Raw genomic sequence first — 13,287 nt, forward strand, 5'->3', positions numbered from 1 at the left:
TTTTATGAGAAAAGTTCGTGTTCTGCATGTTAGTACTGCTCACCAACCGCAAGACCCGCGAATAGTCTTCAAACAATGCCAGACCCTTTCTGAACAATACGAGGTATTTTGTGCCCTACCCAATGCTGATCCTACTATTGCTCCCGCAATTCATTTTATCCGGTTACCCTACTTCCGACGTGTTATCTGGCGAATTCTGTTGACCTGCCCGTTTATTCTACTTCGATGCCTATGGTTACGCCCGAAACTTGTGCATGTGTATGTACCCGAATTTCTGCCATTTGCCTATGTATTTCAACTGCTGGGAGCGAAAGTCATTTATGAAGTACAGGAAAATCTACACAAAAAAATGCATCTTAAAACCATCAATAATGGTTTTTTGCTGACAACTGTATTCGCTTGGTTTGACCATCTCGCTCGAAAACACTTCTACCTGATTTTTACTGAACATGGCTATCTGAATACCTATACAACGCTGGCCAAGCCCCACGAAGTGATCTACAATTATCCATTACTTCCCTTTCTTGAACCATTTCAACAGCCCTATAGCCCTAACCTTGCGCAGCCATCGTTTTTCTATATTGGCTGGCTCAGTTTCGAGCGGGCGTTCGATACGCTTGTCGAAGCGCTGGCTCAACTCAAGACAACTTATCCAAATTTCAATCTGCATTTGTTCGGTCAACGTAGGTTTACTGAACGTGATCTGGCTACGCTTCCTTTTTTTAGTGATGTTCAGGATAATATACACTTCTATGGCTATACCGATCAACGGATCGCTTTCAAACAGGCCGTTGGTGCAACAGTGGGGCTAGCATTACTTAAACCCGTAGGTGACTATCCTGAATCGTACCCTACCAAGTTATTTGAATATATGGCCCTGGGTTTACCTGTTATTACCTCAGATTTTACTTTGTATCAAGATATAGTCGAACGTCATCAATGCGGATTCTGTGTTTCGCCTTATAAGCCAGCTCAACTTGCAGAAGCACTCATCTACCTGGCGGATCATCCAGATGCAGCGCGACTCATGGGTCAGCGGGGTTTTAGGGCTGTAGAGCAATTTTACAACTGGACTAGTGAGGCTCGTAAGCTGCTTATTTTTTATGAACGCATACTTTCTGGTGTTTAACAAGCCTGGTATTAGGACAAAAACAAGACATATTGAATAGTTTGTGGTATTGTTCCAATGTTCAATACTACGTTTTCCCGGAAGGATTTAACTTTAGACATTAATTAAGGGTTATCTGAGTGATAGCCCAACTTATTTGGCCTGATGTACATTCACGCAGTAAGCCATTACCTACCAACCCAGGTAGTTGGCAACGAACATTTTACCCAGCTCAATGGCCTGTCCAGCGACTGGATTATCGAACGCACTGGAATTGTGGAGCGACGAAAAGCTGCTCCCGGCGAGAATACGAATACCATGACCATTGAGGTTGTTAAGCAACTTCAGGATAAAGCCGATCTCTCCAAAGTTGATTTGATTGTAGGCGGAACCTATACGCCTTACGATACAATTGTTTCCATTGCTCATGAAGCCCAGCATTATCTCGGTATAGCCGATATTCCAGCGGTTTCAATTTCATCTGCCTGCTCGTCACTTCTTAATGCAATTGAGGTAGTTGAAGGTTACTTTGCTTTAAATAAAGCCAGTTATGCGCTCGTCATCGTATCGGAGCATAATACGCTTTACTATAATGAACAGGATACTATTTCCGGGCATTTATGGGGAGATGGTGCAGCAGCCCTACTGATTACAAAGGAACGGCAGAGCGAAGGGGATTTTTCCATTAAAGGCCTCTTGACAGGTGGAGCTGCGCATACACCCAAAGCGACTACGGGTGTGATGATGAAACCTGCCGATGGTGGTGTTACTATGCCTCACGGACGCGACGTCTTTATTAACGCCTGTCAATACATGCCTAAGGCTAGCCTACAAGTGCTTGAACGATGCGGCCTGACCCTGGCCGATGTAGATTATATTTTGCCCCACCAGGCTAATCTACGGATATCCAGGAACGTAATGAACACCCTTGGCTTACCAGAAGAGAAACTGATTTCTAATATTCAACGCTACGGAAATACGGGCTGTGCCGGTTGTGCCATCGCACTGTCTGAAAAGTGGGATACATTTCAAAAGGGCCAACGGATCGTCATCACCGTGTTCGGGGGCGGTTATTCGTATGGAGCTATGTTGGTAGAAGTATAAATGGAGGAAGGGGAGGAGAAGGAGTAAAGGGAAAAGGAGCTTTTCACGCCAACCTTTTTTCCTTTACTCCTTCTCTTCCCCTTCCTCCATTTATACTCTCCTACTGCGCTTCTGCCCGCCAAACGTTGTTCTTTTCATTGACATCCGGCAGTTTTTCGTCGGGGTCAATAACAACTGTTTTCAGGGGTGAGGTCGAATTGTATTTAAACGTCCAGGAACCACCCCGCTGCCAGACTTCTACAGGCAGATTCACACGACCTTTCTTACCGTTAGATTCCGTCACTTCAATTGTAACGGGCATGGCCATTTTTTCGAGGTTTTCAATCGAGATCAGTGATCCTTTATCAGCCGCGCCGTCAACGTATTTCACTTCTTTAACGCTTTGGTCTAGTTTCCAGGTCTCGTAGAAGAATCCTCGCCAGAACCAGCCTAAATCTTCACCAGCGCCATCTTCAATGCTGCGGAAGAAATCATAGGGAGTCGGGTGTTTGAACGCCCAGCGATTTACGTAATTTCGGAAGGCAAAGTCGAAGCGATCAGGACCGAGAATTACATCACGTAGAAGTTTCAGCCCCATACCTGGCTTGTAATAGGCCAGAATACCCAAAGCCCTTGCCTGCTGAACATCAGGGATGGTCATGATTGGCTCGGCAGGGTAGAATAAGGCGGGTGCCAGATCGTGCATCGTGCCGCGCTCGCGGTTGTATTCGCCCTTATTGAAATTAGCCGTCGAAAGAGTATTGATAAAGGTATTGAAACCTTCGTCCATCCAGGGAAACTTACGCTCGTTGTTTCCCACAATCATCGGGAACCAGTTATGGCCAAACTCGTGGTCTGTTACTCCCCAAAGTGCATCTTTCTTGTCTTTATGATCACAGAAAATAATTCCGGGATACTCCATACCACCCACTATACCCGCCACATTCGTCGCTACAGGGTAGCTGAATTCATACAGGTATTTTGAATAGTACTCAACGCACCCTTTCACGTACTCCGTTGAGCGATTCCAGGAATCATTGGTTGCACTTTCGGCTGGGTAAACTGATTGGGCGAGGGCCGCTTTACCACTTGGCAGATTCATTTTGGCAGCATCCCATACAAAGGCGCGTGACGAAGCCCAGGCTACGTCGCGCGTATTCAGGCAACGGAATTTCCAGGTCAGTGTACCAGACTTTTTCGGGCGGCTATTCGCATTCGTCACCTCATCTTTTCCCCGAATAATTACGGTTTGATCACTTTTACGGGCCTGATCCAGTCGTTTAATCTGTTCGGCAGTCAGCACGTCGTTTGGATTCAGTAATTCACCGGAACCTACCACAATATGATCCCAGGGAGCCGTAACGGTGTATTCATAATCGCCGTAGTCGAGGTAGAACTCACCTGCACCCAGATAAGGAAGCACGTTCCAGCCTTCGATGTCATCATATACACACATACGTGGGTACCATTGGGCAATCTCATAGATTATTCCATCCTTACGCTGAAGCTGACCCATCCGGTCGGAGCCGTATTCTGGAATTTTGAAGCTATAGGCCACTTTGACTTTTACAACGTCACCCTTTGGTTTTACGGGTTCGGCCAGGCGCACCTGCATACGGGTATCCGTAATTTCGTAAGGAGTTGCCACAAACTTGCCCTTGCCCTCATCGACGGTTACGCTTGAGATAGTCAGTCCACCCGCAAAGCCCAGATTCCCAAATCGGCCACCCGAAACAGGTGTCGTTTTAGCCGCCCGTGAGGTATCGCTAAAGGCATTCTGATCCAATTGAAGCCACAAGTAGGCTAGGGCCTCGGGGGAGTTATTTTTGTAGGTAATCGTCACTTCGCCCGTAATGGTATTTTTCTGATCATCGAGCGTAACGTTGATCTGATAATCTGACCGATTCTGCCAGTAATTAGGCCCAGGTGCACCACTACCGGTACGATAGTCATTCCCAGGCTGCATGTTAAATAACGGGTGGAATAGCGCAAGAGGGTCATATTTTGAACCCGGCGCGGGTGTTGATGAAGACGTTTGAGCGAAGGATGGTAAGCTTAGCAACCACAATCCAGCCCAGAGAATGATTCTTTTCATGAAGTTCTGGTACGTAACAACTGTATTATTTACTACAAATAACGCGATAAAGCCCTAAAATCAGCTAGTTGCTATAAAGACAGGTGCCAATTGATGCCATGATGAACAAGCAGGAAAAGAAATAAGCCGATCCAAAGGATGTCGACAAAATGCCAATAAAGCGTAATTAGTTTGATTTTAAGCCGGTTTGGTGGATTTACGCTATATACAAATGAGTCGATATAGGGTCGGCGGAGTAGGGCTTCTCCCAAAATAATCCCAAGGAAAATTAGACCAACCAGAATGTGAAGCAAATGAATTCCGGATATAATGTAGATGAATCCGCCTGCCGGGTTGCTCTTTAGTCCAATACCAGCCAGGACCATTTGCCGCCAACCCCAGCCTTGTAATAGCATAAAGAGAATCCCCAATCCAAGTGTAGTGGCTAAATTAGTTCGGTAGCTTGCGAAGCGTTCGTGCCGGAATGCCAATGTGGCATTGTTGAGTGTAAAGCTGCTCAGCATGATCACGACGGTACTGATTAAAAAGACAGTAGGCAGCTTTATTGTGGCCCACCCTGATCCAGTCCGACGAACTACATAGGCCACCAACAACATCGTGAAAATCATTACACTACTGGCAATACCCATCCAGACCATAAAACGGAACGGCTCTCGCCGTTTGGTCACGAAATTGCTCATAGAGTGCTTAATAATTGGTAATGCGCTGTTGGTAGTTCCACAAGGCTGCCCGTTTCAGGCTTAGTAGTCCGACATACACTACGAACCACAAACTACAAACTTTTTTTATAATTCTCCTTTCCAAACGCGGTAGGCCGAAAATTGGTTTGGGGTAACAATAGGGGTATTGAAAATTCCGTACACCGTTGATCCCGAACCGCTCATGCTAGCGTATACAGCTCCAGCCTCATAAAGCTGCTGCTTAATCTGAGCCAAAACCGGATATCGGGGAAACAGGCTATCTTCAAAATCATTATGCACCGTATCGCGCCAGCTATCAATCGGCATTTGTAATTGCTCGGACAACGAGATTTCAGGTTGGCGAGGTCGAACACCAGCGTAGGCCTCGGCGGTGGAAATAGCCAGATTTGGGTAAACGAGCACGATATGGTAGCCCGTCAGGTCAAGCGGAATCTCCGAAAATACATCGCCTTTTTCTACACAATACAACGGCCGATTCTGGATAAAAAAAGCGCAGTCACTGCCAAGCTGACGGGCATAATCTTCCAATTGGGAAACACTCAGCCCCAACCCAAATTGTTCATTAAGTGATCTCAATACAAAAGCTGCATCAGCGGAACCTCCACCTAGTCCAGCCCCAATCGGTACAAGTTTATGGAGGTGCATTTGAACAGGTGGAAGATCAACGTCGGCTTTCAATAGTGAATAAGCCCGAACACAAAGATTGCCCTGGAGATCGCCGGGAATGAGTAAACCGCTACTACTAAAGCTAAATTTATCAGCCGGAATTATTTCCAGCACATCACCCCAACTAACGGGATAAAAGCACGATTGCAGGTTATGAAAGCCGTCAGACCGCTTTTCAGTGATCCGTAAGCCGAGGTTGATTTTGCAGGAAGGGAATGTAAGCATTAATGATGAATGATGCGAAATAGAGAAACATCGCTCCGGCAACCCGGTCATCAAATTTAACTTTATTCGTTAATTCATAAAAGAAATAGCCTATAAAAAGCACATAGTGGACAAGGCCCGAGGAATCTTTGCAAAACGACTTAATCAAATATAATTTCCTCTTGCTTAAGCCGATCTTGATATAATAAGGAAAGATTATAGTAAAAACTATGCTCTTTCACTTCTCCGATAAGCTCATCAAAGAGCAAAAAAAACATCATAAATGATTGAGTTTCATCAGCATAGTTTTCAGCCCAAATAGTAAGTGCCCAACCTGCTTGCGCTGGTACAGGTCTATCATAGTACTTTGCTACCAAATCACTAAAAGCAGTTTCATCGAAGCTATTGTTTTCTATAATGCTATGCATTGATAATCCTTTTCTATAACCATTAATATACGAAGCCAATTGAAGTATAGACAGTTTACCAATAAACATAGCAGGTCTTCTTCTGAATTCCTCAGAACGCAGAAGTTCGTAAAGCGTGTTCGTTTCTTTCATTTGTTTATTTTATTTTCTATATGGAGCCAAAAGATTTTCGTAGTACGTATCTTCTTTCTTTTCTCCGAAAAATTCATCAAAAAGGCGAAAAAAATCTCTAAATGACTGATATTCATCACCATAATTCTCAGACCAAATATTTTTATCCCATCCTGCTTGCGCCGGTCTATTATAACGTTCTGCAACAAAATCACCAAAGGCATTACTATTAAAAATATTGTTATCCTCCTCAATGTTGTGTATCAATAAGGACATTCTATAGCCATCTGTATAAGCTCTAAGCTCAAAAATTGAAATTTTTCCGATAAACATAGCCGGTCTCCTTCTAAATTCCTCAGAACGAAGGAAATTATAAATGCTATCTATTTTATTGATTTCCATACTCAACAAAAGTTTACAAGAATGTAGATAAGTAAAATTTATAAGTATTAAAATAGCCAAACAGCAGTAGAATCTATTCGTGGCTGTTTGGCTATTTTAATAAATTTCAGAAATCCGAAGACGTCACGACTAAGGTACTAGGGGCTGCCAAAGCGCCACGCCATGAATTGTAGTCAACTCCACCTGAATTTAAATTATCAAATACTGTATCGCCTACTTGTATGGCCTGATGATAACCATTCGTTGCAATTGGCACATTACCAGATTGATATAAATCACTCATAATATTTTGATTTGGAACGGTGGTTCTAACTTCCAACAGTTTCCCACTAATATTGTTCATTTGCATAGTCTTTTTCAAAGCATTGGCAAATGGTACGCATTGCAAATTTTGCTTGTATGCTTGTGGTACTTTAGCGGCCAGCTTTCTTGCTTTTTCAACGGGTGATTCTGCTGCATTAAATCCTACAATACTTGAATAGCCATTACCATCACTTGAACCTGAACTTGCAAAACAACTTGTTGAAGAATACAAAAAATTACAACCTTGGTAATTCATGACTTCACCGCTTGACGATAAGTTTTCAGATGGACATGAATAATAAGATGTTTCGTAACAATCTAATAATAACCTTGCATTCTTGGTATCAGTTATCTTACCTATAAGTTTATTATTATCATAAATATATCCTTTGGCTATGTTTCCCTCCCAGTCTTTTACTTGTATGATTCCACTAAAAGAAACATTTTTCTTCATGTAGTTTGATTGGAATACATATTCTTCTTCTGGAATAATACTCACTATTTCCTCTACATACTTGTTATCTTTATCCTTGTAAACTAAAAGATAGTTTAACGAATTTAATGACATTGTTGCTTTGGGACTCTGCTTACTGGTGTTCTTATTTTTTATAAAAGATACTGAATAGTTTTGCTGATAGATCAACGGTGTAACCACTGCTTCGCCAAATTCAAAATCCAGATACAGAGCCCGATTCCAGTTTGGTGTTTTAGCATTCTCTGAGCTTTGGCGAGAATTTGCACTAGTATGTTTTTCAACAAACCACTGTTGAGCATTTTCTATAGATAATTCTTCTGATTTATTCTCCCGAAGCGAATCGACTATGTCAAAACTTTTCTGACATGAAAATAGAAATAGAAGGGTGAGAATGGTAAAACACCTTGGAATAAAGTTGTTTACTCTCATGATTTCAATGATTAAGAAATTAGTGTAGTTAAGCTTACGATCAGATACTTGCTTTATTCGATAGATTGGATAGTAAATAAAGCACATTTAGTGAATAAAATTTGTATCCGTTTTTTTATCAGCGTTGGACGAATGGTTTACAGTCTCGTCACAATCTTTTTGTCGAATTTCTAAACACTGAGCGAATTTTTCGTTCTATTTACATAGAAAGAGCGGGGAAACTTCAGAATCGAAGGTGGTGCAACCTCACGTTACACAACGACAATTATATGGAAGGGTTAATTTAATCGGACTGTTCGTTCGATTATTTTTAGAATCAGGGCTTTCTTATCGAATACCGTAACCGAGTGGCTAGTGCCCCATGAAATAATATAATATATAATACAAAGACAGGCTAATACATCTCTTTAAAGATGATTGAGATGTAAGATGTGGACAGATTTACTTTATAGCCACAACTTTACTTTATCGCCACAACTTTAAATTCCGTTCGGCGGTTACGCTGGTGCTCCGCTTCGGTACAAATCACGCCATCAGTACAGTTGTTCACTAATTGCGACTCGCCCATGCCCAGGGTGGCCATACGCCGACGGCTGATTCCTTTCGATACTAAGTAGTTAGCCACTGCTTTGGCACGTTGCAAGGACAGCACTTTGTTGCGTTCAGCTTCACCCCGGCTATCGGTATGGGAGCGAATTTCGATAATCAGCGTTGGGTACTTGCGCATGGTTGCTACGACTTTATCTAACTCGCGCGAAGCATCGGGCCGAAGGCTGGACTGGTCAAGGTCATAGTAAATATTGTCGATCGTTACTACATCCCCCACACTGAGCATCTTCAAATCAGCGGACAGCTCTTTAGGTTTGGCCTTTTTAGGTAACCGCTTTATTTTATTGGTGTTCGTGCCAAATGCAGGCTTCGAGGCTACTAATGTATAATCGCAGCCCTCATTGATATCGAATGTATAGCGCCCATCGGGTCCGGTTACGTACTCAAGCTGGGTGCGGTCGCATTCATTACGGAGTTTGACCGTTACTCCCTCAATTGGGCGGTGATCCCGTTCACTCACCACCACTCCACGAACCCGCGAACGGGTTAGCGCAACGTTGGTATTTACCGCCGGAATCGTATCCATAATAACCGTTGGCTTTATCAGGCCAATCTCAAGTCGACTGGGTTGATCGTCTGTTATAGCGCGGTTTGTAAAGCCTACCGTACTGTTAATGTAGCCGTCGCGACTGGCCTGGAAAATAAAGTCATTCGTTCCTTCCAGGCAAATTCTGACGTACCCGTTCTGGTCACTGGTCAGGGTTTTATCTGGACGACCCTCTCCCCGTGATTTAACCAATACGTTAACACTATCCAGAGGCTGTTCGGTATGTGTATCGTACAGTCGGATGACCAGATCGCGACAACCATATAGTGAACTTTCCCGCACAAATCGGTAAATATCATCATTGCCATCCCGCCGGTTACTACTAAAATAACCTCCCTGACGGTTCGCATCTGTAATCAACCCAAAATCATCCTGCGGGGAGTTAATTGGCGCGTCGAGATGCTCCACCGATTGAACGGTGATGCCCTGGCTTAAGGTTGCAAAAAACACATCTAATCCACCCAGACCCTTATGGCCATCCGTCGAGAAATACAGGTTACCGCCTTCATCGACAAAGGGAAATAATTCGTTGCCTTTTGTGTTAATCGTACTCCCCAGATTGACCGGGCGACTCCATCGCCCATCCTGAAAACGGGTAACGTATAGATCAGTACCCCCAAAGCCACCGGGCATATCCGATGCGAAATAGAGTAAAGCATCATCGTGGCTCAGCGCAGGATGACCAACCGAATATTCATCACTATTGAAAGGTAGCTCAACAATATCTGTCCAGGCACCGTTTTGCTGGATCGCCGTGTAGAGTTTAAGCTTGTTTACCCCTTCTGTACTCTTATTTGCCCGACCATTGTTGTAATTATTACGGGTAAAAATAATTTGTGAGCCATCCTGTGAGAATGTGGCTGGACCTTCGTGATATTTCGTATTAAGTGTACGACTAAATCGTTTCGACGCATTCTGGGGACTCACTTCGTAGCCTAGTCCCGATGAGATGTTAATTCCTTCACTAAAATTTGGAACCGTTGGCGAGTCATTAGCCGTTTGGCGTCCATAGTTGCTATTATCAGTCTGTCGATCGGTTTTAGCCCGTTCATTAGAAGCTTTACTGGTGCTACCATCCGCATTAATGATACTAGCTGCTTTCAGGTTATTTCGGTTGGGTATGTACAGCAGATCCAGATAACCTGATCCTCCCCCACTGCCGGTTGTTTCAATAGCCGAGCCACCTTTTTTCCCGGCCACATACACGAGCCCGTCCTGGTAAAAGGCTGGACTAAACTCTTCTCCAGATGTATTAAACGCCAGATATTCTAACCGATATTTTACCGCTTCTTTTCGGCTACCCGCCTTATTCGTTCCCGGTGGCGGAGTGATGGATTGTCGGGTAGGCTGTTTATCCTTTAGTTGTGTATAGCGTTCAAATTGCTTCTGACCTTCCTGAAATTTACCATTACCCACTAGTGTCTGCGCAAACTGTAGTACCTGTTGTGGATCTTCATTAGCACCATTAGCCAGTGCTTCCCGATAATAACGCTCCGCTTTTTGCCCATCACCAACCTGCTTGTAGGCATACGCTATACGGCTTTGAGCTGTTGATTTCTGTGTAGGCGTGAGCTGATCCGCCTGCTCGGTTAAGATTTGCGAGTAAGCTTCTATTGCTCGTCCATACGCTTTATAGTTGAGCAAACGGTCAGCCTGCTGCAACAGAGAATCGGTCTGTGCCCAAGCCGTTATCGAGCCCAGCCACAGAAATCCTCCCAAAATCCACGTTATCCAATTCTTACTCATTGGTGTCCTACTTAGACCCTACGATCAATCGTTTTACTCCCATTCGGCAAACGAATTTGACCTAAAATCATTGCTAAAAAACTTATCGGGCCAGTGTCAGGAATCGGACAAATTCTCGTCCATCACTCAGTCGAACCTGGTAATAATAGGTGCCATCGGGAAGGCCTTGTTTTGTATCAGCTACTTTGACACCTTGATTTGACGAACCATCCCAATCATTCACATAATTTGTGTTTTGATAAACCAAATTTCCCCATCGATTATAAATGTCCAGTTGAATAGTTACCCCAACAGGCACTCGCTGGATAACGAATCGATCATTAATCCCATCGCCGTTGGGCGAAAAACCCTCGGGAATAAATACCGTTTCACTTTCTTCCGATTGTAACGAGTGAAGTACAATAGTTGTTGGTTCATCATTGTCGGCTGGATTGCCATTCTGATCAGGGTCGGCATCAATACCATTTGTCGAACGGTCACGGCAAAGTCCCCCATTGGCGTCGATAGCCTGAGCCGAGGCTATATTCGTGAAGGTTAGCGTGCTGGCCTGACTCACATTTACCTGTACAGTCAACCAGATGCGTCCATGTCCGTTGGCAGGCAGGCTCCCACCAGTTATTAATGTTGTGTCGACACCACGGCCTGTATAGGCTGGATTAATCGCTAAATTACTATCGGCCCGTACACGTACGGAATGGATTTGCGCACCTACACCAGAGAACGCTACGTCTAAGTTATCGGCTACCTGAACATGTTTCAGGGCGTTTTTACCCATATTTGCAACAATAAGTTGGTAAGTGAATTCAACCAAACGTTCTTTCCCGTCAACTACCCAGATTGGTTCACTCGCTTTCTTGCTCAAACCTACCAATTCTCGGGATGGCGCACTCATGGTCTGTTGAGCTGACATACCTACACAGGGACCGCTACCATCGGGGTCAGCTACTGAAAGCATAAAAGTAGTTGTGCCCCGTTGCCGATCGGTTTCTGAGAACAGATAACGAGCATTTACACCTGTGTCTGTAAATAGGCCTCCACCATCGCTTTGCCAGGTGGGCTGAGTTGCAGAACCACCCAATTGCCCTTTTAGTTGCACAATGCCCTTGGTCCAGTCAATCGAATCCAGCCGGATAGCCACTGTAGCTGGGTTACTCAAACAAGGTGCAATGCCATTTTTACAAGGTGTGCTTGTTACAGTTATGGGTACAGGTTCCGTATAACAACCTTCTGCATTACGACCGAAAATATAATAAGTTCCGGCTGTCACCGCCCCTGGCGATTGAACAGCAGGTGCTGAACTAGATGGTGCTGTTCGGAATTCATAGCGTACGACTGAACCAATTTGTCCTGTAATGGCTTTCGACAAATCTGCCGTCTGGAAGGGGCAAACATTGGTAAGTGTCGTTAGCAAATTCAACTTCTGATCCACTAAACGCACTACTACCGATACGGCTTTAGCGCTGTCGCTATGGCATGAACCAACCTGGCATACAGCGCTGTAATGTATTGTTTTATTAGGGTTTACCGTTCGTACGATCCCCTCGCTTCCATCCATCCAGCGAACGATACCCACACAGCCAGATGCCCGTAACTGCACAGACTGTCCAGCGCAGATTTCAGGTTTGTCGGCCGAAATCGTCGGTGCACTGGGGAGGGCTACCTGTACTGAAACAGGAATAGATGGATTACTAATACAGTTGTTCTGTTCACAGGTGGCCCGGAAGCTAGCTGTTGTCTGTAATTTGCCTGTCCATACAGATCCTGTATCCTGCCTACTTCCATCCTGACTGATCCAGTGGATAGTTCCTTTGCAGGTCGATGCCGTTAACGTGGCAACATCGTTAGGACAGATGAGCTTTGAGGAGGCTGTTACCGTGGGAGCGTTGGGCGTATTAACCGTGACCTTCCAGACGTCGGCAAAGCAACTAATACAACCGGGTTTAGCGCGACAAATAGCCGTGTATTTTGTGGTCTGCTGCGGTTTTAGAGTAATGCTATTGCCAATATCCCCATTTGACCAAATAACGGTGCCTACGCAGCCTGTTGCGGTAAGTGTAACCAATTCATTACGGCAAATAGCTTTGGCCGAGCCCGTAATGACAGGCGGATCGGGATGCTGACATGTATCGGCCAATGGGTAGGACATGGCCATGACGTTTGGCAATGCCATTAGCCAAAACAGCGCCCATCCATAATTTCCAATAAATTTATTTAGTAGTTGTTTCGTCATCAATTCATGTCGCTTACCGGGTTATAAGACGAATTTCATGCCAAGCCTTTTGTTAGTAAATAATATCTACTAATTGGATCATTTAAGGGATTGTTCCTTTTATTTTGTCAACAAACGATCATTTCCCGCTGGTATAGAGAAAGGAAGGCG

The 13,287-nt window shown here is 44.3% G+C and carries 10 protein-coding genes; 2 read left to right on the plus strand and 8 right to left on the minus strand.

Translation table 11 applies throughout. The features are described from left to right. The first annotated feature begins 4 nt into the window (after window positions 1-4). Window positions 5-1,129, plus strand: coding sequence for a glycosyltransferase (locus tag EXU85_RS32675; protein WP_142776092.1), 1,125 nt, complete (start codon window positions 5-7; stop codon window positions 1,127-1,129). Between the two features lie 144 nt (window positions 1,130-1,273). Then, entirely contained in the window at window positions 1,274-2,212 is a 939-nt protein-coding gene (locus tag EXU85_RS32680) for a 3-oxoacyl-ACP synthase III family protein (RefSeq protein ID WP_142776093.1), read from the plus strand. A 100-nt stretch (window positions 2,213-2,312) separates the two neighbouring features. Here the strand turns inward: EXU85_RS32680 and EXU85_RS32685 are convergent, their stop codons facing one another. From EXU85_RS32685 to EXU85_RS32720, 8 genes are all read right to left on the minus strand, one after another. Next, entirely contained in the window at window positions 2,313-4,286 is a 1,974-nt protein-coding gene (locus tag EXU85_RS32685) for a M1 family metallopeptidase (RefSeq protein WP_142776094.1), read from the minus strand. Window positions 4,287-4,357: 71 nt separating this feature from the next. Next, window positions 4,358-4,966 (minus strand): cytochrome c oxidase subunit 3, encoded by a 609-nt coding sequence (locus tag EXU85_RS32690; RefSeq protein WP_142776095.1) that lies wholly within the window; start codon window positions 4,964-4,966, stop codon window positions 4,358-4,360. Window positions 4,967-5,071: 105 nt separating this feature from the next. Continuing rightward, window positions 5,072-5,878, minus strand: coding sequence for a 4-(cytidine 5'-diphospho)-2-C-methyl-D-erythritol kinase (gene ispE, locus EXU85_RS32695; RefSeq protein ID WP_142776096.1), 807 nt, complete (start codon window positions 5,876-5,878; stop codon window positions 5,072-5,074). Between the two features lie 140 nt (window positions 5,879-6,018). After that, window positions 6,019-6,417 (minus strand): hypothetical protein, encoded by a 399-nt coding sequence (locus tag EXU85_RS32700; RefSeq protein ID WP_142776097.1) that lies wholly within the window; start codon window positions 6,415-6,417, stop codon window positions 6,019-6,021. A gap of 9 nt (window positions 6,418-6,426) precedes the next feature. Further along, window positions 6,427-6,798, minus strand: a complete 372-nt coding sequence (locus tag EXU85_RS32705; RefSeq protein ID WP_142776098.1) for a hypothetical protein — start codon at window positions 6,796-6,798, stop codon at window positions 6,427-6,429. 106 nt (window positions 6,799-6,904) lie between these two features. Beyond that, window positions 6,905-8,005: a papain fold toxin domain-containing protein gene (locus EXU85_RS32710; RefSeq protein WP_168207909.1), complete on the minus strand. Its 1,101-nt coding sequence runs from the start codon at window positions 8,003-8,005 to the stop codon at window positions 6,905-6,907. Between the two features lie 460 nt (window positions 8,006-8,465). Next, on the minus strand, window positions 8,466-10,907 hold the full coding sequence (locus tag EXU85_RS32715) for an OmpA family protein (protein ID WP_142776100.1): 2,442 nt from the start codon (window positions 10,905-10,907) through the stop codon (window positions 8,466-8,468). Between the two features lie 82 nt (window positions 10,908-10,989). Further along, a complete protein-coding gene (locus EXU85_RS32720; RefSeq protein WP_142776101.1) occupies window positions 10,990-13,137 on the minus strand; it encodes a gliding motility-associated C-terminal domain-containing protein in 2,148 nt (715 codons plus the stop codon). Between the last annotated feature and the right edge of the window lie 150 nt (window positions 13,138-13,287).

It is taken from the genome of Spirosoma sp. KCTC 42546 (assembly GCF_006965485.1).
Lineage (GTDB): Bacteria > Bacteroidota > Bacteroidia > Cytophagales > Spirosomataceae > Spirosoma.